Origin of the sequence: Nocardia aurantiaca, assembly GCF_009708175.1 — a bacterium.
Lineage (GTDB): Bacteria > Actinomycetota > Actinomycetes > Mycobacteriales > Mycobacteriaceae > Nocardia > Nocardia aurantiaca.
In genome coordinates, this window is record NZ_WMBB01000015.1 from 149,251 (window position 1) to 173,231 (window position 23,981).

General features: G+C 67.7%; 26 protein-coding genes. 16 read left to right on the forward strand and 10 right to left on the reverse strand.

Annotation, left to right across the window (positions count from 1 at the left end):
* The first annotated feature begins 1 nt into the window (after position 1).
* A complete protein-coding gene (locus GLP40_RS28140; protein ID WP_154791016.1) occupies positions 2-1,027 on the forward strand; it encodes an XdhC family protein in 1,026 nt (341 codons plus the stop codon).
* A gap of 17 nt (positions 1,028-1,044) precedes the next feature.
* On the opposite strand, the gene GLP40_RS28145 is transcribed toward GLP40_RS28140, so the two are convergent.
* The 6 genes from GLP40_RS28145 to GLP40_RS28170 all read right to left on the reverse strand — a co-directional run bounded on the left by GLP40_RS28145 (position 1,045) and on the right by GLP40_RS28170 (position 6,143).
* Positions 1,045-2,142 carry an ABC transporter substrate-binding protein gene (locus tag GLP40_RS28145; protein WP_154791017.1) on the reverse strand — a complete coding sequence of 366 codons (1,098 nt, stop codon included), beginning with the start codon at positions 2,140-2,142 and terminating at the stop codon, positions 1,045-1,047.
* A 79-nt stretch (positions 2,143-2,221) separates the two neighbouring features.
* Positions 2,222-3,016 (reverse strand): ABC transporter permease, encoded by a 795-nt coding sequence (locus GLP40_RS28150; RefSeq protein ID WP_407671689.1) that lies wholly within the window; start codon positions 3,014-3,016, stop codon positions 2,222-2,224.
* Positions 3,017-3,024: 8 nt separating this feature from the next.
* Positions 3,025-3,786 (reverse strand): ABC transporter permease, encoded by a 762-nt coding sequence (locus GLP40_RS28155; RefSeq protein WP_230330007.1) that lies wholly within the window; start codon positions 3,784-3,786, stop codon positions 3,025-3,027.
* Between the two features lie 11 nt (positions 3,787-3,797).
* Positions 3,798-4,592 carry an ABC transporter ATP-binding protein gene (locus GLP40_RS28160; protein ID WP_154791020.1) on the reverse strand — a complete coding sequence of 265 codons (795 nt, stop codon included), beginning with the start codon at positions 4,590-4,592 and terminating at the stop codon, positions 3,798-3,800.
* A gap of 106 nt (positions 4,593-4,698) precedes the next feature.
* Complete coding sequence (locus GLP40_RS28165) at positions 4,699-5,112, reverse strand: hypothetical protein (protein WP_154791021.1); 414 nt, start codon at positions 5,110-5,112, stop codon at positions 4,699-4,701.
* A 98-nt stretch (positions 5,113-5,210) separates the two neighbouring features.
* Positions 5,211-6,143: a hexose kinase gene (locus GLP40_RS28170; RefSeq protein ID WP_328290759.1), complete on the reverse strand. Its 933-nt coding sequence runs from the start codon at positions 6,141-6,143 to the stop codon at positions 5,211-5,213.
* Between the two features lie 116 nt (positions 6,144-6,259).
* On the opposite strand from GLP40_RS28170, the gene GLP40_RS28175 reads away from it, so the two are divergent.
* The gene (locus tag GLP40_RS28175; RefSeq protein WP_328290760.1) at positions 6,260-6,700 is read left to right on the forward strand and encodes a DUF4254 domain-containing protein; all 441 of its coding nucleotides are present in this window, start codon (positions 6,260-6,262) and stop codon (positions 6,698-6,700) included.
* A gap of 531 nt (positions 6,701-7,231) precedes the next feature.
* Here GLP40_RS28175 and GLP40_RS28180 read toward each other — a convergent pair.
* Complete coding sequence (locus GLP40_RS28180) at positions 7,232-8,749, reverse strand: ATP-dependent DNA ligase (protein ID WP_328290774.1); 1,518 nt, start codon at positions 8,747-8,749, stop codon at positions 7,232-7,234.
* Positions 8,750-8,923: 174 nt separating this feature from the next.
* Between GLP40_RS28180 and ramB the strand changes: the two genes are divergently transcribed.
* The 9 genes from ramB (at position 8,924) to GLP40_RS28225 (ending at position 17,865) form a co-directional block, all read left to right on the forward strand.
* Complete coding sequence (ramB, locus tag GLP40_RS28185) at positions 8,924-10,333, forward strand: acetate metabolism transcriptional regulator RamB (protein ID WP_154791024.1); 1,410 nt, start codon at positions 8,924-8,926, stop codon at positions 10,331-10,333.
* Between the two features lie 60 nt (positions 10,334-10,393).
* Positions 10,394-11,017 (forward strand): hypothetical protein, encoded by a 624-nt coding sequence (locus GLP40_RS28190; RefSeq protein WP_154791025.1) that lies wholly within the window; start codon positions 10,394-10,396, stop codon positions 11,015-11,017.
* 353 nt (positions 11,018-11,370) lie between these two features.
* Positions 11,371-12,606 carry an urea ABC transporter substrate-binding protein gene (gene urtA / locus GLP40_RS28195; protein ID WP_154791088.1) on the forward strand — a complete coding sequence of 412 codons (1,236 nt, stop codon included), beginning with the start codon at positions 11,371-11,373 and terminating at the stop codon, positions 12,604-12,606.
* Positions 12,607-12,868: 262 nt separating this feature from the next.
* Positions 12,869-13,756 (forward strand): urea ABC transporter permease subunit UrtB, encoded by an 888-nt coding sequence (urtB, locus tag GLP40_RS28200; protein ID WP_154791026.1) that lies wholly within the window; start codon positions 12,869-12,871, stop codon positions 13,754-13,756.
* Complete coding sequence (urtC, locus tag GLP40_RS28205) at positions 13,753-14,943, forward strand: urea ABC transporter permease subunit UrtC (RefSeq protein ID WP_154791027.1); 1,191 nt, start codon at positions 13,753-13,755, stop codon at positions 14,941-14,943. The genes urtB and urtC overlap by 4 nt, the downstream gene beginning before the upstream one ends.
* The gene (gene urtD / locus GLP40_RS28210) at positions 14,943-15,809 is read left to right on the forward strand and encodes an urea ABC transporter ATP-binding protein UrtD (protein WP_154791028.1); all 867 of its coding nucleotides are present in this window, start codon (positions 14,943-14,945) and stop codon (positions 15,807-15,809) included. Before urtC ends, urtD begins: the two co-directional genes overlap by 1 nt.
* Positions 15,793-16,485: an urea ABC transporter ATP-binding subunit UrtE gene (gene urtE / locus GLP40_RS28215; RefSeq protein ID WP_154791029.1), complete on the forward strand. Its 693-nt coding sequence runs from the start codon at positions 15,793-15,795 to the stop codon at positions 16,483-16,485. Before urtD ends, urtE begins: the two co-directional genes overlap by 17 nt.
* A 12-nt stretch (positions 16,486-16,497) precedes the next feature.
* Positions 16,498-17,289 carry a GntR family transcriptional regulator gene (locus tag GLP40_RS28220; protein ID WP_328290761.1) on the forward strand — a complete coding sequence of 264 codons (792 nt, stop codon included), beginning with the start codon at positions 16,498-16,500 and terminating at the stop codon, positions 17,287-17,289.
* Positions 17,290-17,325: 36 nt separating this feature from the next.
* Positions 17,326-17,865, forward strand: coding sequence for a carboxymuconolactone decarboxylase family protein (locus GLP40_RS28225; RefSeq protein ID WP_154791030.1), 540 nt, complete (start codon positions 17,326-17,328; stop codon positions 17,863-17,865).
* A 186-nt stretch (positions 17,866-18,051) separates the two neighbouring features.
* Here the strand turns inward: GLP40_RS28225 and GLP40_RS28230 are convergent, their stop codons facing one another.
* The gene (locus GLP40_RS28230) at positions 18,052-18,717 is read right to left on the reverse strand and encodes a GNAT family N-acetyltransferase (RefSeq protein ID WP_154791031.1); all 666 of its coding nucleotides are present in this window, start codon (positions 18,715-18,717) and stop codon (positions 18,052-18,054) included.
* Between the two features lie 102 nt (positions 18,718-18,819).
* The gene (locus GLP40_RS28235; RefSeq protein ID WP_154791032.1) at positions 18,820-19,599 is read right to left on the reverse strand and encodes a TetR/AcrR family transcriptional regulator; all 780 of its coding nucleotides are present in this window, start codon (positions 19,597-19,599) and stop codon (positions 18,820-18,822) included.
* Positions 19,600-19,722: 123 nt separating this feature from the next.
* Between GLP40_RS28235 and GLP40_RS28240 the strand changes: the two genes are divergently transcribed.
* The 5 genes from GLP40_RS28240 (at position 19,723) to GLP40_RS28260 (ending at position 23,030) form a co-directional block, all read left to right on the forward strand.
* Positions 19,723-20,100 carry a VOC family protein gene (locus tag GLP40_RS28240; RefSeq protein WP_154791033.1) on the forward strand — a complete coding sequence of 126 codons (378 nt, stop codon included), beginning with the start codon at positions 19,723-19,725 and terminating at the stop codon, positions 20,098-20,100.
* Between the two features lie 109 nt (positions 20,101-20,209).
* Positions 20,210-20,785, forward strand: coding sequence for a dihydrofolate reductase family protein (locus GLP40_RS28245; RefSeq protein WP_154791034.1), 576 nt, complete (start codon positions 20,210-20,212; stop codon positions 20,783-20,785).
* 15 nt (positions 20,786-20,800) lie between these two features.
* Positions 20,801-21,157: a YciI family protein gene (locus tag GLP40_RS28250; protein ID WP_154791035.1), complete on the forward strand. Its 357-nt coding sequence runs from the start codon at positions 20,801-20,803 to the stop codon at positions 21,155-21,157.
* Positions 21,154-22,404 (forward strand): RNA polymerase sigma factor, encoded by a 1,251-nt coding sequence (locus GLP40_RS28255; protein WP_154791090.1) that lies wholly within the window; start codon positions 21,154-21,156, stop codon positions 22,402-22,404. The genes GLP40_RS28250 and GLP40_RS28255 overlap by 4 nt, the downstream gene beginning before the upstream one ends.
* A 134-nt stretch (positions 22,405-22,538) precedes the next feature.
* Positions 22,539-23,030 carry an aggregation-promoting factor C-terminal-like domain-containing protein gene (locus tag GLP40_RS28260; protein WP_230330009.1) on the forward strand — a complete coding sequence of 164 codons (492 nt, stop codon included), beginning with the start codon at positions 22,539-22,541 and terminating at the stop codon, positions 23,028-23,030.
* A gap of 42 nt (positions 23,031-23,072) precedes the next feature.
* Here GLP40_RS28260 and GLP40_RS28265 read toward each other — a convergent pair whose 3' ends face one another.
* Positions 23,073-23,924 (reverse strand): SDR family oxidoreductase, encoded by an 852-nt coding sequence (locus GLP40_RS28265; RefSeq protein ID WP_154791036.1) that lies wholly within the window; start codon positions 23,922-23,924, stop codon positions 23,073-23,075.
* Positions 23,925-23,981 lie beyond the last annotated feature (57 nt).

Consider the following 23,981-nt stretch of genomic DNA (forward strand, 5'->3'; position numbering starts at 1 on the left):
GATGCGGGAAATCATCGACGACCTTCTTCGAATTTGGCACAGCGGACGCACCGGGGGCCTGGCCACTCTCGTTCGGACACAAGGCACTACGCCCGTGCCCATCGGATCGGCCATGGTGGTGGACGCCGAGGGCCGCGCCTTCGGATCGATCTCGGCGGGTTGCGCCGAAGCCGCCGCATATGAGGCCGCGGTCGAATCGGCGCACACCGGACGGCGCGGGCTGCAACGGTTCGGGCCCGGCAGCGGGCTGGATGCCCAGATGGACTGCGTCGGTACCCTGGACGTTTTCACGGAACCCTTCTCCCGCAGGCATTTTCCCGAGTTCCCGGATGTGGCGGCGGATATCGCGGCACAGCGTCAGGTCACGGTGTTCACGGTGGTCTGGCACTCCGATCCTGACGTGATCGGTCAGCACCTCATCACCGACCGCAAGCACGGCACCGAACTGGTCTCGCTCCCCGACTCCGATGTCTTCGTGTCCTCCTTCGCCCGGCCGCCGCATCTGATCCTGGTGGGGGCCAATGCTTTCGCGAGCGCGCTGGCCACCCAGGCCAAGCTGCTCGGCTACCGGATCACCATCGTGGACGCGCGACCCACCTTCGCCAATGCGACGGCCTATCCGGGCTGTGAGGTGGTGGTCGACTGGCCGCACCGCTACCTCAACACCCTGGCCTCGGCCGGCGAGATCGGTTCCGACACCGCGATGGTCGTGCTATCGCACGACCCCAAGTTCGAAATCCCCCTGCTCACCGTGGCTCTGCGACTACCCGAGCTGGGATACCTGGCCGCCCTGGGTACCTCGGCATCGCACGCGCATCGGCTGGAGGCCCTGCAGGCGGGTGGCTTCACCGACGAGGTCCTGGCCCGCCTGCACTCGCCCGCCGGTCTCGACGTGGGTGCGCGCACCCCGGCCGAGACCGCCGTCTCGATCGCCGCCGAACTGCTGGCGGTCCGCAACGGCACCTCGGCCGAGCCGCTGTCCGCCTCCCCGGGCACGGGCCGGCGGCACGTGCAACTGGTTCGCTGAACCACGCGCGATCGGCGCTACGACTTCAATTCCGGGTGCTCGGCGAAGACCTCCTCGAGCACCGACAGATCGAACAGCTTGTCCGCCTTGATATCGATCTTGGCCTTTCCGAGCGCGGCGATATTCTGTGCGATCAGGTCGTCCGTCATGGTGAACAGCCCATTCGCCTTGGTGTCGGCCGAAACGACCAGACCGTTCTGGGCCATCGCCTCCATCGTCTGTTCCCGCTGTTCCAGACGCTGGTCCTTGCCGTATACCTCGACGGCCAACCGCGCGGCCTCCTCGGCATTGGCGACCGCGTCCTTCCAGCCCTTGATCTCGGCCACCAGGAACGCCTTGAGCTTGTCACGCTCCTTGTCGATCGTCTTCTGGTGCACAGTCAGCGTCTCGGCGACCAGCGGTAGCCCGAAGTCGGCGAACAGGAAGTTGTAATTCTGGAATCCCTTGGAGGCCAGCGTGATCGGCTCGTTGGTGGCGTAGCTGACCCAGCCGTCCACCTCGCCGTTGGCCAGCGGCGTCGGATCGTACTGCGCGGGCACGATGGTGACGTCACTCGGGGACATGCCGTTGGCGGTGAGCAGGGCGGTGAAGATGAGCTGATTGGTGTCCTGTACGCCGATCTTGCGCCCCTTCATCTCCTGCGGGCTGTGGATCGGGTTCTTGGCGGAGCTCACGATGCAGAATGGGTTCTTCTGATAGGTGGTGCCGACGATCTTCGCGGACAACCCCTCCAGCACGGCGGGCGCGGTGGTCTGCGGCGCGGACATGCCGATCCAGATCTTGCCGGTGCCCAGCCCAGCCTCCACCGACGTGCTGGCCGCGCCGCCCGCGACCAGATTCACCGACCCGAACCCGGCCTCCTTGTAGTAGCCCTTGGAATCGGCGAAGTACTCACCCGCGAATTCGATGTTCTTCAACCAGGACAGCTGGACGGCGACGGTCCCGAACTTGGATCCGTCCGCACTGCTGCCATTGCCGGAGCCCGAGTCCGTGCCGCACGCGGCGAGCAGGCCGGCCCCGCCCAGCGCGGCACCGGCCAGCCCTGCGTAGCGGAAGAAGGATCGCCGACCCATGGACAACTGCGAGGCCGGAACCGGCCGGAACAAACCACTCATGCGGCGAATGTAGGCGGTTTCGATTTCGGATTTTTTGCTTTTCCAGAGGTATTTGTGTGCGCCGCGTTAACTCGTGTGCTCACTCTCGATCCTGTTGCGGCGAGAAACGCGCCAGCACCAGGTTTTCCAGCACGCCCACCACCGCGTACGCGAACACCGACACCACCGTGACCAGCGCGATCGATGCCCACAGCCGGTTGTACTGGAAGGTGGGAATGGCGCGAATCAGCCCGGCCCCCAATCCGGTTCCGCTGCCCAGCCATTCGCCCAGCAGCGCCCCGATCAGCGCACCCGGCACCGAGACGCGGGCGGCCGCGAACACCGACGGCAGCGCGGCCGGAATCGCCACCATGCGCATGGCGGTCCAGTTCGAACCGCCGTACGCCACCACCAGTTCCGTGGCCTGGCCGGGCGCGGACCGCAGGCCGGTCATGATCATCACCAGCGCTGGGAAGAACACCACGATGGCCGCCATGACGGTGACGCCCAGCAGTCCGCGCCCGAAGACCAGCACGATGATCGGTGTGATCGCCACCAGCGGCACCGACCGCAGCAGCATGGCGACCGGCATGAAGGCCTGCGCCACCGCCGGGATGCCGATGAACAGCGCCGCCATCACCAGCGCGGCGCCCATCCCGAAACCGAATCCGATGAGCGCGTCCCGCAACGTGATTCGCATTTCATCGAAGATCACCCGGCGGGCGGTATCCGAGGTCGGTCCGGTCACCAGGTACTTCCATACGTCGCCCGGACTCTTGCCGACCAGCCCGACCTGCGGGTACAGCTTCAGGAATCCGTACCACAGCGCCACCAGCAGAATCAGCGAAACCAGCAGCGGCAGTAGGAATCTGCCGATCGGCCGCAGCACGTTCAGGGTTCGCATCACGCCTCCGCTCGCGTCCACGGCACCGCCACCCGGGCCACCAGCGCCACGATCGCGTAGCCGAGCCCGGCCAGCGCCGCCGCGGCCAGCGCCATGCCCCAGGTGCGGGGCACGTTGTAGGCGGTCTGCGCGGCCGTCAGGGCTACCCCGATGCCGCTGTCCACGCCACCCAGGTATTCGCCGATGATCGCGCCCAGCACCGCGGACGGCGCGGCGATCTTCAAGGCGGCCAGGGTATTCGGCAGCGCGGCGATGAGCTGCACCCGCCGCAGCCGCTGCCATCGACCGCCGCCGTAGGCCCGCACCAGATCCAGGCTGGTGCGATCGGCCGACCGCAGCCCCGACACCGTCCCGACCATGGTGGTGAAGAAGCAGTACATGGCGGCCAGGAACACCGTCGGCGTGCGCCCGCCGAACACCACCAGGATGATCGGGCCCAGGGCCAGCAGCGGCGTGCAGTAGCTCAGGATGGCCAGCTGGGTGACCAGCATTTCGATCGGCGGAATCAGCACCACCAGCACCGCCAGCGCGATGGCCAGCGCATTGCCCCACAGGAACCCTTGCAGCGCACCCCAGGCCGTGATCCGGAAGTTGGGGCCGTACAGCGCCCAACCGTCGGTGTGCATGGTGCGCACCACGTTCCATGGGCTCGGGATGGTGCCGCCCGCGACCCGCAATTCGGCCAGCAGCGTCCACAGCACCAACAGGACGAGGATGCCCGCCAGTCCACCCGGTCGCGTGATCCGTATCCGTTCTCTCATTGCGCCCCGGTTCATTCCGACGCCACCCCGCCACGCCCGAACAACAGCTCCGACAGATAGTCGTGCAGCTTGTGGAACTCCGGCGCGCGCATCATCTCGGGGGTGCGCGGCCGCGGCAGGTCGATGTCCACGACCTCCACCACCCGGCCCGGCCGCGGGCTCATCACCGCCACCACATCGGAGAGGAAGACCGCCTCGGCGATCCCGTGCGTGACCATCAACGTGGTCGCGGGCTTTTCGGTCCAGATGCGCAGCAGCTCCAGGTTCAACCGCTGCCGGGTCATATCGTCGAGCGCGCCGAAGGGTTCGTCCAGCAGCAGCACCGACGGCTTGACCACCAGCGCGCGGGCGATCGAAACCCGTTGTCGCATACCGCCGGACAGTTGCGCGGGCTTGGCCTTCTCGAAGCCCTCCAGGCCGACCAGCCGGATCAGATCGGCGATCAGATCCCTGTCCGCGGGCAGCCCCGCCACCTGGAGGGGCAGCTTGATATTGGATTCCACACTGCGCCAGGGCAACAGCGCCGAATCCTGGAAGGCGATCCCGAACTCGTGCCGCCGCCGCAGCTCGGCCGGCGTCTCACCATTGATCTTCGCGGTCCCCGTCGACGGCGACTCCAGATCCGCGAGAATGCGCAAGATGGTGGACTTGCCGCACCCGGAGGGCCCGAGCAGCGACAGGAAGGCTCCCTGCTCGGTATGCAGATCCACCGTGTCCAATGCCTGCACCACGCGCCGCCCGGAGCGGAAGGCCTTGCTCAGCCCGCTGATGTGAATGCCCGTCCCCACGGGGACTTCCGAACTCATAGGCCAACGGTAGGTGCCGCCAATTGCACGCAGATTGCGAATGGACAGACGAAATGACCGACTTGTTACACCGGCGGTCGTCGAGATCGCGGGCGGGGGTGCGGTCCTACCACCACTGTGACGGGGGTTCGAACCAGTCACGCGCGTCGCGGCGGAACAGCAGCACGATCACCGCCAGCGACACCAGGGGCCCCAGCGGCCCGGGCGGCCGACCCTCGATGATCGACGGCACGGTCCACAGCATGTTCATGACCGCCACCAGAATCGCGACGATCCGCACCGACTGCCCCTCGGAATTGAAGGCCAGCGCGATCAGCCCGAGCAGGAACGCCGGGATGAACGGCGCCGCGGTCCCGATCGCGGCCTTGGTCCCCAGCAGCCAGCCGGACGCGGCCACGGAGATCACCCCGAGGCCCGCCATTCCCAGGGCCAGTATCCGCGCCGCGCGCACCGCCCGTGGCATTCGATAGCTGTCGTCCACACCCGCCCCCCGGTCGAGCTGAGTTCCCAGGTCCGACACTCCCCCAACCTAACCCCGTACAACCCGCCGACCCCGCCACCACGCCGCCGCGGGACACGGTTCACAGCCGCCTCACATACGGCGTGTCCCACGGGATGTCACGGGCGGGCAGCGACGGGTTCCACTTCCCGCACCCGCACGGTGGGCAGCAGCCGATCCCGCAGTACCCGGTCGATCTCGCCCGCGACCGGAATGACCACGGCGGCACCGGAAGTCGCGACCGCGTCGGCGAGCAGGCTCGGCCAGTCCGGCGTCGCGTCCGCGGCCAGGGCGGCGATGATCGCCGCCACCGCCGCGTCGCCCGCCCCGGTGGGGTTGCCCGCCAGCGGTTTCGGCAGGGCCGCCGTCCAGGCCCGGGTCGGGGTGATCGCGACCATGCCCGCGCCGCCCCGGGTCACCACCACCGCGCCCACGCCGTCGGCGATGAGCGGGTCCACCGCCGCGAGGATCTCAGGAATGGTGCCGACCGGTCGGCCGGTGAGCCGTTCCAGCTCCTCGACATTGGGCGTGAGCACGACGCCGGGCACGCGCGCGGCCAATTCCAGCGGCTGCCCGTCGACGTCGCAGATGGTCGGCACCCCCCGGGCGAGGGCGGTGCGCGCCAGTTCGGCGGGCAAGCCGGGGCTCACGCCGCCGGGCAGCGAGCCGGAGATGACCAGACCGCTCACATCGGAGAGCAGGCCCGCGACCCGCACCCGCAATTGATCCACCGCGTGCGGTTCGGTGACCCGCGGCCCCGGCTCCCACAGCGCGGTTGCGGTGCCGTCATCGGATTCACTGATCACCACGGTGCGCCGCACCCACGGCAGCGCGTGCACGAAATCCACGGGCATCTCCAGTTCGGCGGCGGCGGCGAAGGAATGGTCCGAGAATCCGGTGGCGCGCGCGTATTTGCCGAGCTGATTCAGAACCCGGGTGACATTGATACCCCGCCCGCCCAGCCGCTGATCGACCGAGCGCACCCGCTGTGCCCGTCCCCGCTCGAAAGTCTCCACCCGATAGGTCATGTCGTAGGCGGGGTTCATGGTCACGGTGAGGATCACCCCACCATCTCGGCACGTCACAGCACCGGACGCAACCCCTGTGATGCAAAGTGGCACCGAATGTCGTTGCCATTCGGAGATATTCGAGGGGCAGGATGTCGGCCGTGCATCCGCTCCCACCGAAACACCTGCTGCTGCAGGCCTGCCGCGGCCTGCCCCCCGACGATCATCCGGTATTGCGCTGCGCCGGCTTACTCGCGGACCTGCACGAGCGGCGGCTCACCGGGGCGAGCGGCACCGATCGGATCGACCACGACCGGGCCCGGCTGGTACACGATATCGACCGCTGGGTCGCGGCCGAACTCCCCAAGGCCGCCCGCGGCGCACACCTGCATACCGAGACCGTGGGGACGGTGGTGGACCGGCTCGCCCAGTTCTCCGCGCTGGCCTACCTGACCCTGGCCATGTCGCCCGACGACGCCGTGCACGACGCCGCCCAGCGGCTCACCGAACTGGCCGTCGCCTACGAGGATCTGGCCGGCGAGCTGGCGGCGGGCCGCCGCCGGCTGCCGAATCTGACCGGCACCCACGACTACGAATCCTGACCGCGCACGAATCCCGATCGCGCGCATGAGGAGGAGCATGACCGCGTGACCGCGAAATGACCGCGGCCGGCGGTGCCCGGCGAGGGGGCGAGGCACCACCGGCCACACAGGTGGACCATGCGCAATCCACCGTCGATGTCGAGCGGGCGGCACGGGCGCACAGGGAATCCGCGTGGGAGATGCGGTGGCAGTTCCTGCTACCCGTCACCTGACAACCGTCCGGTCGAACCTCGACACAGTGAATCGTGCCCCGCGAAGCTCGGAGCGTCCCCTATTCCAGCTGTGAATCGCCTGTGAGAGGCCCAACTCTCGGGGCTCTCAGGGGGCGTCGCCCCCGAATCCTCGGTAGCGATTTCGGGGGCTCCGCCCCACATCCCCGGCGGGAGCAGTGTCGGGAGCTCCGCCCGCATCCCCGCGAGAAGCAAAGTCGGGACTTCCGCCGACAAACCCGGCGAGAAGCAAACGCGGCACCTGCATCCACACACCCCGGGCATGGCGACGCGGCGGGCTCGGGTGGGTAACGCCGGAAAGCTACTTCGTGCCGGGTAGTAGTGCGCGGATGGCGTCGATGGTGTCGGCCTGGTGGGGTTCTTTGTCGGGGCGGTAGCGGACCACGCGGGCGAAGCGCAGGGCTACGCCGCCGGGATAGCGGGGGCTGGTTTGGACGCCGTCGAGGGCTATTTCGACGACGAGTTCGGGGTAGAGGTGGACGGTGTTGCCGTCGCGTTCGCGTTCGTGGCGGGGGAATTCGGCGGTCTGCCAGTGCAGGAGCGCGTCGGTGAGGCCCTTGAAGGTTTTGCCGACCATGATCGGGCCGCCGCCCTCGGGGTCGCGGGCGCCCAGATGGAGGTTGGACAGGTAGCCGGTGCGGCGGCCGTAGCCCCATTCGGCGCCGAGGACGATGAGGTCGAGGGTGTGGGTGGGTTTGATCTTCTGCCAGGAGCGACCGCGACGGCCCGCCGCGTAGGGCGCATCGAGGGATTTGATCATGATGCCCTCGTGGCCGGCCGCCAGCGCCCCGTCGAAGTATTCGGCGGCGGCTTCCGGACCGGGTGCGATAAGGGCCGGAATGCTCAGGCCGCAGGCCACTTTGGTGAGCGCCTCGCGGCGGTCGCGCAGCGGGGCGTCGAGCAGGTCGGCGCCGTCGAGGTGGAGGCAGTCGAAGAAGTACGGGTGCAGCAGCAGTTCCCGGGCGGTGGTCGCGCCGAAGCGGCTCATGGTCTCCTGGAAGGGGCGGGGGCGGCCGGAATCGTTGAGCGCCAGCGTTTCTCCATCCAGCACCACACTGGCGCAGTCGAGTTTCCGCACCACATCGACCAATTCGGGCACGCTGGCGGTGATGTCGCGCAGCGTTCGGGTGAACACCCACACCGTGTCGCCGTCGCGATGGACCTGGATCCGCGCGCCGTCCATCTTGTGCTCGACGCTGGCCTGCCCGTCGAACTCGGCCATGGCCTCCTCGAGGGTCGCGCCGGGTGAGGCCAGCATGGGCTGGATGGGCCGGCCGACCTCGAGCCGGAAGGCTTCCAGCGCCTCGACGCCACCGGTACGCGCCGCGAGCGCGGTGACCGGCAGCCGCCCGGACAGCATGTGCGCCCGGCGCACCGTCGCGATCGGCACCGCGAAGGCCACGGCCACCGCTTCGGCGACGATCGCCGTCAGCGCGCCCTGCCGCATCTCCCCGGTCAGCAGCCGCAGCAGGAAATCGTGCTCGTCCTTGGTCGCGGCGCCGAACAGGGCGCCCAGCAATTCCTGCCGGCGGGCGGCCGACCCGCTGCCCCCGACCTCGGCGAGCTCGCCGAAGAATTCATCCACATCGTTCACGGACAGGGTGGGCGACCGAGCGGACTCGATGTCCAGCGTGGTCAGGGTCCGCCATCCCGTGCCGATCCGCCCTTGCGACAGATCTCCCGACAACCACGCCACGACCTGCGCCAACTCTTGCGGCGCGGCCCGCTTCAGCAGTTCGGCGAAGATATTGATCTTGTTCTTGCGCGACGATGTCGCCCGCACACCCTGTGACGCCTCAACCACATCGGACAAGAGCACCATTCGACGGTAACTCCCCGGACCGACAAATCCGGAGGTTCGGAGCCAGGCCCCCGAAACCCGCTCTCAGTGGTGTCGGGGGCGAAGAAGCCCCGGGAGAGTGTGACCCAGAGCTCACAGCTCTGTTAATCCTGCCGTTGGCAACGGTGCGAATGCACCCATAAACTTGGGCGCATGGCCAAGACTTACGTCGGTGCGCGGCTGCGGCAGCTGCGTACCGAGCGCGGTTTGAGTCAGGTTTCACTGGCCAAGAAACTCGAGATCTCCGCGAGCTACCTCAATCAGATCGAACACGACGTTCGCCCGCTCACCGTACCGGTCCTACTGCGCATCAGTGAAGTCTTCGGCGTCGACGCCGGCTTCTTCTCCTCCCAGGACGACACCCGGCTCATCGCCGAACTCCAGGAGGTCGTGATGGACCAGGAGCTCGGGGTGGAGGCCGACGCGCAGGAGATCGCCGAAATGGTCTCCGCGCACCCGAGTTTGGCGCGGGCCATGGTCAACATGCATCGCCGCTATCGGAATACCACCGCGCAGCTGGCCGCGGCCACCGAGGACCGTTTCGCCGACGGCAGCGGCTCGGCGGCCATCTCCAAACCGCACGAGGAAGTGCGCGACTACTTCTATCAGCGGCAGAACTACATTCACGAATTGGATACCGCCGCCGAGGAACTCACCCACCGCATGCGATTCCACGGCGGCGACCTCAAACGCGAGATCCCGCGCCGTCTCAGCGATGCGCACGGCGTGCAGATCGTGGAGCGCATCGACCTGGGTGACGGCGTGCTGCACCGTTTCGATCCCGAACAGCGCCGCCTGGAGATCGCACCGCACCTCTCGGGCGGGCAGCGGGTGTTCAAGCTGGCCGCCGAACTCGCCTATCTGGAATGCGGCGACCTGATCGAAAAGCTGGTGGCCGAGGGAAATTTCTCCAGCCAGGAGTCGGTCGTACTGGCGAAACTGGGCCTGGCCAACTACTTCGCGGCCGCCACCGTACTGCCGTACACCCATTTCCATGAGGTGGCCGAGGATTTCCGCTACGACATCGAGCGGCTGTCGGCGTTCTTCACCCAGAGCTACGAGACCATCTGCCACCGCCTGTCCACCCTGCAGCGCCCCAAACTGCGCGGCGTGCCCTTCTCGTTCGTGCGAGTGGATCGGGCCGGCAATATGTCGAAACGCCAGTCCGCCACCGGTTTTCACTTCTCCTCCAGCGGCGGCACCTGCCCGCTGTGGAATGTGTACGAGACCTTCGCCTACCCCGCGAAGATCATGACCCAGATCGCCCAGATGCCCGACGGCCGCAAATATCTATGGGTGGCGCGCACGGTGGAACGCCGCGCCACCCGATACGGTGAACCCAGCAAACTTTTCGCTATCGGACTCGGATGCGAATTGCGTCATGCCGGCCGCACCGTTTACGCCGACGGCCTGGATCTGAACGAGCCCAAAGCGACTCCGATAGGTGCGGGTTGTCGAGTATGCGAGCGCGCCAACTGCCCACAGCGCGCATTCCCACCACTCGGCAAATCTCTCGATATCAGCGAGCACCGAAGTTCCATCTCGCCGTACATCATTCAGTGACCGATTCGATGGGCTATCCGGACGGTAAACGGCCGTGAAATCCCATACGAACATGATCATGTGAAAATCAGAAAGCTTGTCGCCACGGCCGGTCTCACCATCGCCGCCATGGCGATCACGGGGGGCACTTCCTACGCCGCGCCGGAGCCGACCGCGGAGGACGTGCAATCGATTACGCACCTGGCCGGAGATCAGGGCGGCATCCACTACGACACCATCCGCTCCGATGCGGACAAGACCGTCAGCACCACCCTGTCCGGCGGCACCTTCGTGCTCACCGACGCGGGCGTTCAGGTCCTGAACGCCGCCGGTGTGGTGACCACGACGGCGCCCATTGCCATTACCGATGGCACCAATATGGTCGCGCTCCAGCCGAAGATCACCGAGGGCGGCACAACGCTGGTCGCCACGCCGATCTTCGAGCCGATCCGCTGGGACTGCTCGCCGAGTTCGCCCCGCTCGCGCAGCATCGAAACCGGAGCCGGGCTGGCCAGCATGGTCGGCGCTTTCGCCGGCGGCATCGTCGGCATCGCGATCGCGGTCGCGACCATGGGGATCGGCATCATCGCACTGCCTTTCACCGCGCTCATCGGAGCACTGATCGGCCTCGCGGTCGGCGGAGCCGCCGGTGCGGCGGTGCCGAATTCGGATAAGCAGGATGCCTGGGAGTGCAGCGGGCCGTAACGCTCGCGAAGTCAGCTCTGGGCGGGACATCTCACCGTCCGAGTCGAGCCGGTGTCAGCTTTCGCCGACACCGGCTCGAGCCGTTTATCTGCTCTGAACTGCAATGATGTTCCTGGCGCACAGCACGAACCGCACTGCGGTGAACAGAAATTCACGCCGTGGCAACATAGGAAATCGGGCATTCATCGAGAGTCATTCCGGCGCAACACTTCCCGTCTACCTTTCGTTCCACGAATACAGCCGCTGTATACGCGGCGGTATTCGCAAGCGGCGCACCTGGCGTCGCCGAATACCGTGAAGTGAAGGATCCGCCCATGCACGATTCTCCCCGCCGGGACAGGGCTTCCCGCCTGATGAAGGCGATCACCATTCCTACCGCGCTGGCGCTGTCCGCCGTCATGGTCGCCGGCTGCGGTTCACGCGACAGCGACACCGCCTCCGGCTCCAATGCCAAGTCCTGCGTGGACACCTCGAAGGACACCATCAAGATCGGTTCGCTGCACTCGCTGACCGGCACCATGGCCATCAGCGAGGTCACCGTCGCCAATGCCACCAAACTGGCGGTGGACCAGATCAATGCCGCGGGCGGCGTGATGGGCAAGAAGCTCGAGGTGGTGCTCGAGGACGGGGCGTCGGATCCGAAGACCTTCGCGGAGAAGGCCGAGAAGCTGATCAGCTCCGATTGTGTGGCCGCGGTGTTCGGCGGCTGGACCTCCGCCTCGCGCAAGGCCATGAAACCCAAATTCGAATCGCTGAATTCACTGCTGTACTACCCGGTTCAGTACGAGGGCCTGGAGGATTCGAAGAACATCTTCTACACCGGCGCCACCACCAACCAGCAGATCATCCCGGCGCTGGACTACCTCGTGCAGAAGGGCGTCACCTCCCTCTACCTGGTGGGTTCGGACTACGTCTTCCCACAGACCGCCAACCGCGAGATCAAGGCCTACGCCAAGGCCCATGGCATCGAGATCAAGGGCGAGGACTACGCGCCGCTGGGCTCCACCGATTTCTCCACAATCGTCAACAAGGTCCGCACTGCCAAGGCGGGTGCGGTGTTCAACACCCTCAACGGCGACTCCAATGTGGCTTTCTTCCGCGAATACGCCAACGCGGGTCTGAAAGCCGCTGACATGCCGGTGGTCTCGGTATCCATCGCCGAGGAGGAGGTCGGCGGTGTCGGCGTGCAGAATGTGGCGGGCCAGCTGACCGCCTGGAACTACTACCAGACCGTCGACACCCCGCAGAACAAGGCGTTCGTCACCGCGTACAAGGCGGCCTTCGGCGCGAACAAGCCCACCTCCGACCCGATGGAGGCCGCCTACACCTCGGTCTATCTGTGGAAGGCGACCGTCGAGAAGGCGAAGTCGTTCGCGGTGGCCGACATTCAGCAGGCCGCGGATGGCGTCAGCTTCGACGCGCCGGAGGGCACCGTCACCATCGACGGTTCCAACCACCACATCACCAAGACCGCGCGCATCGGCGAGATCCACCCCGACGGGCTCATCTACACCGTGTGGGACTCCGGCAAAGCCATCCAACCGGACCCGTACCTGAAGAACTACGACTGGGCCAAGGGCCTGAAGTAATTCGGCGGCCGCCGATGAGGGGCGGCTGGTGCGGCCGCGAGGCCGCACCAGCCGCACGGCGGGCAATGACTCTTCAGCACCACTACACGCAATAAATCGAAAGACGATCCCTATCCACCGCCCCGATGGTTCGCGGCCCGTCTCGTTCTGGACCGCGGCTCCGTAGGCCCGCGCCTTCGGAGCGAGACGGGGAGCGGAGGGAGGGAGGAACGAACGAGACCTCCTGGGCCGCGAACCCGCCCGGAGCGAATCGGAGGGCACATTGAACACAGCCGCTGTCGGACAGCTGTTCACGGGCCTGAGTCTGGGCTCGATCCTACTGCTCGCCGCGCTGGGCCTGTCCCTGACCTTCGGTCAGATGGGCGTCATCAATATGGCGCACGGCGAATTCATCATGGCCGGTTGCTACACGACCTACGTTGTGGAGCAGTTGATCTCGGCGACGGGCGTGGCGCTGATCGTGTCGCTCTTCGTCGGCTTCCTGGTCGGCGGGCTGCTGGGCGCGGCCCTGGAAATGGGGCTCATCCGCTGGATGTACGACCGCCCGCTGGACACCCTGCTGGTCACCTTCGGTGTCGGGCTGATCCTGCAGCAGGCGGTACGCGACATCTTCGGCGCACCCGCCAAGAACGTGGTCGCGCCGGACTGGCTGACGGGCGGCCTCACCATCGCGGGCACGGTGGTGCCCAAGACCCGGCTGTTCATCATGGCGCTGGCCGTGGTGGCGGTGATCGCGCTGGCCGCCGCGCTGAAGATGACGCCGCTGGGCCGCCGGATCCGGGCGGTGGTGCAGAACCGCAGTCTGGCCGAATCCTCAGGCGTCTCTTCGCGTCTCACCGATGTGAGCACGTTCTTCATCGGCTCGGGCCTGGCGGCCGTGGCCGGTGTCGCGCTGACCCTGATCGGCTCCACCAGCCCCACCATCGGGCAGTCGTATCTGGTGGACGCCTTCCTGGTGGTGGTCATCGGCGGCCTCGGGCAGATCAAGGGCACCGTGATCGCGGCCTTCGCCATGGGGCTGCTGAATTCGTTCGTCGAATACTCGACCACCGCCACGGTCGCGAAGGTGATCGTCTTCATCGTGGTCGTGATCTTCCTGCAGGTACGCCCGCAGGGTCTGTTCACCGTCCGGACGAGGAGTCTGGCTTGACCGTCATCCAGCGTCTCGGCGCGCATTCCTCCGTGAAAGCCTTGGGCGGCTTCGTCATCGCCGCCATCGTCCTGTTCGGCGTCGCACCGGCCGTGCTCACCGATTTCCGATTGAGCCTGCTGGCCAAGTTCCTCTGTTTCGCCATCGTCGCGGTGGGCATCGGGCTGGCCTGGGGCCGAGGCGGCATGCTCACCCTCGGGCAGGGCGTGTTCTTCGGCATCGGCGCGTACATCATGGCCATGCACATGCAGATGGCCGATGCCGCCAAGGCGCACGAGGATGTGCCGGAGTTCATGACCATAGCCGGCGTGCCCGAACTGCCCTCGTATTGGCGGCCTTTCGAGTCGGCGCCGGTGGCGGTCCTCGCCATTGCGATGCTGCCCGCGACCATCGCGGCGGTGCTCGGGTTCGGTGTCTTCAAACGCCGGGTCAAGGGCGCGTACTTCGCGATTCTGAGCCAAGCGCTGGCGGCGGCGCTGGCGATTCTGCTCACCGGCCAGCAGACGATCGGCGGTTTCACCGGTCTCAGCGACTTCCGCTCGTTCTTCGGCTTCCGCCTGGACGATCCGGTGAACCGGCGCATGCTGTTCTTCATCGCGGCGGGCGCATTGCTCGCGGTGGTGGCGGTGGCGCGGCAACTCATGCGCAGCCGGTACGGGGAATTGCTTGTCGCCGTGCGCGATCAGGAAGAGCGGGTCCGCTTCCTGGGCTACGACCCAGCCAATATCAAGATCGTCGCCTATGTGGTGGCCGCCTTCTTCGCGGGCATCGCGGGCGCGCTGTTCACCCCGATCGTCGGCATCATCTCCCCCGCCGACATCGGCGTCGTCCCCTCCATCGCCTTCCTGATCGGCGTCGCCATCGGCGGCCGCACCACCCTGCTCGGGCCGGTGCTGGGCGCGGTGGGCGTGGCCTGGGCGCAGACCACGTTCTCCGAGCACTTCCCGTCCGCGTGGACCTACTTCCAGGGTGCGCTGTTCATCGTGGTGGTCGGCTTCATCCCCGCCGGACTCGCGGGATTCGGGCCCATGGCGAAGCGGCTGCTGGTGCGGCCGCGGCCCACGCCGGCCCCGGCCGCACCGGAACCGGCCGCCGAGCCAGAGACCGAGACCGCGGCCGGAACCGAGCCGGAGTCCGAGACCGAGCCGGAGTCCGGCGCCGCGGCCGAGCAGAAGGTGGAAGCATGATGACCGCACCCGAACCGAAGCTCGGCGGCAACGCCGGAATGGACAGCGAGTACCTCGAAATCCGCGGCCTGTCGGTGAGTTTCGACGGCTTCAAAGCCGTCTCCGATGTGGACCTCACCGTCCTGCAGGGCGATCTGCGCTTCCTCATCGGCCCCAACGGCGCGGGCAAGACCACCCTCATCGACGCCATCACCGGTCTGGTGCCCGCGACCGGGTCGGCGCAGAAGACCGGCAGCGAGCTGATCGGCCGCAAGGTGCATCAGATCGCCCGACTCGGCGTGGGCCGCACCTTTCAGACCGCGAGCGTGTTCGAACAGCTCACCGTGCTGCAGAACCTCGACATCGCGGCGGGCGCGGGACGTTCCGCGCTCACCCTGCTGCGCCGGCGCGCCTCGGTGCTGCCCGCCATCGAGGAGGCGCTCGAGACCACCGGGCTCGCCGCGCTGCGCGACAAGCCCGCCGGCGTGCTCGCACACGGCCAGAAGCAGTGGCTGGAGATCGGCATGCTGCTGGTACAGAACGCCTCGGTGCTGCTGCTGGACGAACCGGTGGCCGGCATGAGCGCCGAGGAGCGCGAGGAGACCGGAAACCTGCTGCGCCGCATCGGCGGCGAGCGGGTGGTCGTCGTCGTCGAGCACGACATGGACTTCATGCGCGCGTTCGCCAGTTCGGTGACGGTGCTCGCGGGCGGCCGCGTCCTCAGCGAGGGCACCGTGGAACAGGTGCAGGCCGATCCGAAGGTGCAGGAGGTCTACCTCGGCACCGCCGCGGCCGGTGAGCTGCCGCCCGCGGAGGCCATCGAGGCCGCGGGCGCGGAACAGGAATCGGATGAGTCGAAGGAGGCCGCGGATGCTGGAACTCGTTGACCTACACACCGGCTACGGCCGCACCGAGGTGATTCACGGTGTCTCCCTGACGGTTCCGGACAATGGCGTGGCGGCCATCATGGGCCACAACGGGGCCGGGAAGACCTCGCTGCTGCGCGCGGCGGTCGGACTGCTGCCCGCCAAGTCCGGGAAGATCCGCTTCGGCGGCGAGGACATCACCAAGATGTCGCCGTCACGGCGGGTCAAACGCGGCCTGGCCTACGTACCGCAGGGGCAGCAGAGTTTTCCACAGCTGTCCACAATGGAGAACCTGCAGGTGGTGGCGGACGGCCGCAAACGGGGCAAGGAACTCATCGCCGAAGCACTGGATTTGTTTCCCGCGCTGCGGGAACTGTCGTCCCGCAAGGCCGGACTGCTCTCCGGCGGCCAGCGTCAGCAGCTGGCCATCGCCCGCGCCCTCATCACCGAACCGAAGCTGCTGATCCTGGACGAGCCGACCGAGGGCATCCAGCCCTCGGTGGTCGCCGAGATCGAGCGCACCATCATCGAGCTCACCGGCCGCGGCGGGTTGAGCGTGCTGCTGGTGGAACAGCACATCGGTTTCGCACTGCAGGCCGCACAGCAGTTCTATGTGCTGCGCTCGGGTCGCGTGACCTCCTCGGGGGTGGGCGGCGCGGGCGCGGAATCCGCGGTGCGCCTGGCCATGGCGATCTGATCGGACACTTTCGTGAACGCGCGCAGGGGGCGTATTCCGTTGTCCGAGCGGGTCTATCGGTCCCTCCGGCAGGATCTCGCGACCGGGGTGCTGGTGCCGACCGAACGGCTCGGCGAGGAACGGCTCGCCGAGACCTACGGCGTGTCCCGAACCCCCGTCCGCGAGGCGCTGGCCCGCCTCTACGCCGACGGCCTGCTGGAACGCCACGCCGACGGCCTGTACCCGTACCGGCCCCGGGTCGACGAGCTCGGTGACCTCTACGAACTCCGCATCATTCTGGAGGCCAGAGGAATCCAGCGCCTCCAGGCCACCCCCTCGGGTCTTCCCGAACCGCTGGCCGACGCCGCCCGGCCGGATCCAGCCGGCGCCCGAACCGATACCCCGCGACCCGAGCCCGCGCTGCCCACGGCCACCCCGCACGACAGGGCCGCGCTCCACCGCGAACTCGAGATCTGGCGCAGGATTCGCGAACACCCACCCGAGCCCGGAGCCGCGCTCATCGCCGCCGATGAGCAGTTCCACACCACCCTCTTGCGGGCGGCCGGGAATTCCGCGCTGGCCGAAGCGCTCTCGACCGTGCAGGCCCGCGTCCGCCCCGTCCGCGCCCTGGACATGCCCACCCCCGAACGCATCGCCGCCATGGCCGAGGATCACATCGCGATCGCCGAATTCCTGCTCGGCGGCGAACTGGATACCGCCCTGCGCACCCTGCTGGCTCACCTCACCAGCTCCCGCGCCCACGTCCTCACCCGCGCCCGCCGCGCCCTGGAACTGACCAAACTCGCCCGCGCGGTGCGGGAATGATCACATCCGCGCGTCGGATGCTGTTGACTAGGACCTATGCCGTCGACGAAGCCACGCATCGCTCCCGGCCGGCTGCGGGAGCTCGGGCCGGTGAACTGGGTTGTCTGGCAAGCGCTTTCGCGCGCGGCCGGGACGCAGGACGCGCATCTGTTCAGCACGCTGGGCCGGACCGGCGGACTGTTCCGCGGGTGGCTGCACTACTCCGGGCGGCTCATGCCGGGCGGCAAGCTGCGGAGGTACGAGTCCGAACTCGTCATCCTGCGCGTCGCGCATCTACGCGAATGCGAGTACGAGACCGACCATCACATCCGGCTGGGCCGCCGCGCGGGCGTCACCGCCGAAATCCTGGACCGCCTGCGCGAGGGCCCGTCGGCGCCGGGCTGGACCGACAAGGAACGCGCCCTGCTCACCGCCGTCGACCAGCTCGTCACCACCCGCGACCTCGACGACGCCACGTGGCAGGCCCTGGCCGCTCACTACGACGAGCGCCGTCTCATCGAAATCGTCCTGCTCACCAACCAATACGAGGGCCTCGCCAGCACGATCACCGCCCTCCGCATCCAAACCGACCACTGACCTATCCGAGCCGGCCGCCGAGTTCGGGGTCGGTCGGCGAGTTCGGGATCGGTCGGCGGATCCAGTCGGAGCGTGACCCGTGTTGGGATCCGGATGCCGTAGCGGCGAAGCCGGTGCCGGCGATCCCGGTGTCGCGGTGATGTCGGACCGGGTCAACGCGGCGCGTGGTGGCGAACTCGGAGGAGGTCACCGGCGCAGGCGATGGACCGGCTGGGTGGCGGCCTCGGGAATGGTCTCGGCGTACGTGACGCGATGCGCCGGTTCGGCGGAGCGGGTGGGCTGGACGCGGGCGTGCAGGTGCATGTCGTGCCAGCCGTCGGCGTGCAGGCCCGCGCTGCGGTTGATGCCCTCGAGGACGAAGCCGGATTTGTGGGCCACCCGGCAGGATTGGGCATTGTGGACGGAGTGACGGAGTTCGAGGCGGTGGAACCCGGCCACCTCGAAGGCCCAGCCGACCAGGGCGTCCACGGCGCGGGGGGCGATGCCCCGGCCGCGGGCGGCGGGGACCACCCAGTAGGCGATTTCGGCTTCGCCGTGCCATAACTCCATGTGGTGCAGGGACGCGCGGCCCATGAGGCGGCCGGTACGGCTGTCGGCCACAGCCCAATTGGCGGCGGTGCCGCTGTGCCAGGAACGCGCCCAGGAGTCGACCCAGTCGCCGGCCTCCTCGACGGTGTCCGCGGTGCGGACATGCCAGCGGCGAATGGCAGGGTCCTGGAAGGCCGCGTAGACCTCGGGGCCGTCGCGGCGCAGCCAAGGCCGCAGCACCAGGCCGTCTCCCACCGGGAGCACCGGCTGCGCTGCCCGAGTGAAGGTTTCGGCGGCAACGATTGCCGGGACTGCTCGCGGCATAGCAGGAATTCTGCCCGCGATAGGCCCGTCCGCGCGGCGAAATTGAGACCATCGTCCCGATCGGTCTGTCTTGCACGAATTGTCCGCACGGTCAAAGAACGGTCAGAGCCTGCGGTTTTCGATCCAGACGGCCAATCCGTCCAATACCCTTGCCAACCCGAACTCGTAGGCGTGATCCGCGCTGTAGGCGCCCTCGTGCGCCTGTCCCGCGACCGCGCCGATCCGGGCCGCCAGAGGATAGCGGTCGGCGTCGAAGACCCGTGCCAGCAGCGGGGCCGCGCGCTCCCACCAGTCGTTATCGGACTGCCCGCTCTCGGCCGCGGCCCGCGCGGTGTCGATGGCCAGCTGCGCGGTCGAGGTCACGAAGCCCAGAACATAGGTGAGGGCGGAATCCATGTCGAGGTCGTCGAGGCCCAGCCCGTCGAAGGCCCGCAGCTCATGGTCGTATTTCGCGGCCACGCCCGGACCCAGCGGCGGCCGCGTGGTGGGCAGATACGCCACCCACGGGTGCTCGGTCAGCAGCGCGCGATTCTCGGCGGCGATCATGGAAACCCGCTCCCGCCATGGCATTCCGCTCAGATCGTGGCGTGGCATGCGCTGGTAGACGGTGTCGAGCATGAGGTCCAGCAGTTCCGCCTTGCCCGGCACGTAGGTGTAGGTGGCCATGGGCGTGATGCCCAGTTTCGCCGCCACCGACCGCATGGTGAGCGCGTCCAGCCCCTCGGCGTCGGCGATTTCGAGCGCGGCCGCGATCACCGCGTCCAGGGTGGTGCGCTGCTTGGGCCCGCGCGTGGATCCACCGGATCCGGGTTCGCGCCACAGCAGTTCCAGCGTGCGCACCGGGTCACCCGCACCGCTGCGGTCCCCGCCTCGTCCGGCCATTCGCGTCACCTCCGCCGCCGATCGTATCGGTGTGATAGTCGTCACTTTGTGGCCCGTCAAGAATTTAAGTACAAAGTACAGTGTACTTAATACAGAGTTATTTGGCACCACCTTGGTGGCCACATGAACGTCACCGCATCCGCAATCTCCCTGAACGTGCCGGACCCCATCGCCTCCGCGAGGTTCCTCATCGACCATTTCGGCTTCACCGAGAAGATGTCGGCCGACGGCTTCGTGAATCTCACCCGCCCGGACATCGGATTCGATGTCATCTACCTGCGCACCGGCCTCGGCAGCTTCAAGCCCGACCGCATCGCGGGCAGCGCGGGCGAGGGCCTGCTGGTGGTGTTCGTCGTCGACGACATCGACGCCGAATACGAGCGGGTCCGACAAGAAGGCGTGCCCATCGTGACCCCTATCGAGACCGAGCCGTGGGGCGAGCGCTACTTCCAGTCCCTCGACCCGAATGGCATCGTCATACAACTCGTCGAATGGGTCTGACCGAAAATCTCCGACGAGATCTTCCGGCGGACGTGTCGATTCCGCCCGGGTCCGTTCGAGGTGGAGTCGAGGACCGAACCGGCCCCCATACCTCGACGAAAGGATTCCGATGCGAAAGGTAGTCGCATTCGAGCACATGACCCTCGACGGCTTCGCGGCCTCGAACACCGATCTGGGGCTGGAATGGACCTTCCGCTCCTACAGCCCGGACCTCGCCGCCTTCCACGACGAGCACATCCGGACCGATATCGGCACCACGATCTACGGCCGCAAGACCTTCGTGGGCATGCGCGACCACTGGTCGGTGGTTGCGGACAACCCGCAGGCCACCGCGCACGACCTCGAGCACGCCGAGTGGGTCACGAATGTCGACAAGATCGTCTTCTCGACCACGCTGGAGTCGGCCGGGTGGCGCAACACCCGGATCATCGGCGCGGACGGGGCGGCCCGCATCGCGGAACTGCAGGCGGAAGACGGTGGAGCGCTGGTCATCTACGGCAGCCCCACACTGGTGCACTGGTTCGCCGACGCCGGGCTCATCGACGAGTACCGCATCGTCATCCACCCCGTGACGATCGGCGTCGGCACTCCGCTGTTCCGGGACAAGAGCGCGATGAATCTGAATCTGCTGGAGTCGAAATCCTTCGATTCCGGTGCCCTTTTCGTCAAGTATGAAGTCGCCTAGCGAGAGGATCGGACAATGCGACACCTGGTATTGATTCGCCTGGACCCCAATCAGGTTCCCGAGGGCGGCCCGGATGAGGACCTGATCGCCAAGGTCAACGACATCATCGAGGAGATGACCAAGGCGGGCGTCCTGCTCGACACCGCCGGCCTGCGACCCATCGAGGAGGGCACCCGGATCCGGCAGTCCGGCGGCACGCAGACCGTCGTGGACGGGCCCTTCACCGAGTCCAAGGAGATCATCGGCGGCTATCTGCTGCTGCAGACGCGCTCGCCGGAGGAGGCGGCCGAGTGGGCCTCCCGGTTCCTGCGCGTCCACGGGCCGGAGTGGGAGATCGAGGTCGAGGTCCGGCAATTGGAGGGCCAGAACTGAATCCGCAGGAGCGGGCGCGCCGGGCCGTCGAGGCGGCCTGGCGCATCGAGTGGCCGCGGCTGGTGGCGAGCCTGACCCGCATGGTCGGGGATATCGCCACCGCCGAGGAGCTCGCGCAGGACGCCCTGGTGGCGGCGCTGGAACAGTGGCCGCGCGACGGCGTACCGCCCAATCCGGGCGGCTGGCTCATGCTGACCGCGAAACACCGTGCGGTGGACCGCATTCGGCGCGACGTGAATTTCGCGCGCAAACTGGAGCAGCTCGGGCGGCTGGCGATCACGGCCGAGGAGCCTTCCGGCGAGCCCGAACCGGCCATCGCGGACGATCTGCTGCGCATGATCTTCACCGCCTGCCATCCGGTGCTCTCGCCTCCGGCGCGGGCGGCGCTCACCCTGCGCATGGTCGGCGGCCTGACCACGACCGAGGTCGCGCGCGCTTATCTGGTCCCGGAATCGACGGTGGCGCAACGCATCGTGCGCGCCAAACGCACCATCACCGCCAAGGGCATCCCGTACGAGGTGCCGGAGGGCACGGAGTTGACCGCGCGTCTGGACTCCGTGCTCGAGGTCATCTACCTGATCTTCAACGAGGGCTACGCCGCCACCTCCGGCGAGCGCTGGGTACGGGCCGAATTGTGCGAGGAGGCACTGCGATTGGCGCGCATCCTGACCGGTCTGCTCCCTGGCGAGCCCGAGGTGCACGGCTTGGCGGCGCTACTCGAGCTCCAAGCCTCCCGCACCCCGGCCCGCAGCGACGCCGAGAACGGCCTGGTCCTGCTGCCGGATCAGGATCGCTCCCGCTGGAACCGGCTCTCCATCGGCCGCGGTCTGGCCGCCCTGGCCCGCGCGCACACGCTGAACCGGACGCGGGACCTGCCGCCCGGACGCTACGCCCTGCAAGCCGCCATCGCCTCGGTGCACGCCGTGGCGCGGACCGCCGCCGACACCGATTGGCGGCGCATCGCCGGACTGTATGCCGTGCTGGCGCAACGGTTTCCGTCGCCGATCGTGGAGTTGAACCGGGCGGTCGCGGTGGCCATGGTGCACGGTCCCGCCGCGGGCCTGGAGTTGATCGACGCGATCGCCGCCACCGGGACGCTCGACGATTACCACCTGCTGCACGCGGTCCGCGGGGACCTGCTTTCGCGGCTCGGCCGGGAGGCCGAGGCGCGGGCGGCGTTCGGGCGGGCCGCCGAGCTCTGCGGCAACGAGATCGAGCGGGAGTTGCTGCGCGGCCGGACGCGCTGACCGGCAACTCCACTCTGATCAGGCATTTCACCGCGTGTCGCTCCCCCCTCCCGCGAAACGGCATGGCGTACGGTCGGTTTCTGACTGAAGACAGTGGGTCTGTTTTTTCGTGAACGACACGGAAGGACCAGGCGTTGCCCATTTTCGACACGCGTCCGCTCCGAGCCACCGTCCTCGGACTGCTCATGGCGGCCCTCGCCCCGCTCACCGTCGCCGTCGGCGCCGCCGACGCGCGCACCGAAATCGCTGATCCCATCGCCGGATCCACACTCCCCGCCGCACTGCCGGTAGATCCGGCGTCCTTGCTGCAGCTGGTCGGCGCGGTTCAGCGGTACTCCAAACCGGCCTTGCAGATCCTGTCCCGTCTCATCGTGCCCGAGGACCAGTGGGCGTCCTTCAACCAGATCATCACGCACGAGAGCGACTGGCAGGTCTTCGCCATCAACCCGGCCTCCGGCGCCTACGGCCTGGCCCAGGCCCTCCCCGCGCACAAGATGTTCAGCGAGGGCCCGGACTGGATGTTCAACCCGCTCACCCAGCTGCGCTGGGCCTATCGGTACATGGTCGCGCGCTACGGCAGCCCGAATGCCGCGTGGGAATTCTGGCAGGCCCACCACTGGTACTGAGCCTGCCCGTCCGGAACTCGATCAGCTCGGCGCCACTGTCGATCAGCTCAGCGCGGCCCGGAAGACCTCGGCGACCGGGGTAGACGGGCGGCCCAGCAGCCGCTGCAGATCACCGGAGTCGACGGCCAGGATGCCGCCGGCGATACCGGTGTCGGCATCGGCCAAGGCCGCGGCGTACCCCGCGTCCAGACCCGCGGCCCGCAGGGCCGCGGCATAGTCCTCCTGCGGCAGGTCCTGGTAGCGGACCGGCTTGCCGGACACCTCCGAGATCACCCGCGCCAATTCGGCATACGAGAGCGTCTCGTCGCCGCCGAGCTCGTAGACCTTGCCCTCATGGCCGTCTGTGGTGAGTACGCGGGCGGCGGCCTCGGCGTAATCGGCCCGGGCCGCGCCGGATACCCTGCCCTCGCCGGCCGCGCCGTAGAGCACGCCGCCCTCGATGGCGTGAGCCAGGCCGCCGGTGTAGTTCTCCCAATACCAGCCGTTGCGCAGCAACACGGTCGGGATGCTCGCCCCGGCCAGCACCGCCTCGGTGCCGATGTGCTCCTGGGCCAGCATCAGCGGATTGCGATCGGCCTGCGGAATGCTGGTGTAGGCCAGCAGTTTCACGCCCGCCTTCTCGGCGGCGCGCAGCACGGTGGTGTGCTGGGCGACGCGCTTGGCGAACTCGTTGCCGGAGACCAGCAGCACGCGGTCGACGCCCTGGAAGGCGCGCTCCAGCGCCGCCGAGTCGTCATAGCTCGCGACCCGCACCTCGACCCCGCGCTCAGACAGATCGGCCACCTTGGCCGGGTCGCGGACCACCGCCACCACGGGCTGCGATCCGTCCTTCAAGAGCGCCTCGACGACCAGGCGGCCGAGCTGCCCGCTGGCTGCGGTGACTGCGACGGTCATGACTACCTCCAGGTTTCAGGGAATGAACTGCACTGTCGATGTGTACTAACTAATAGT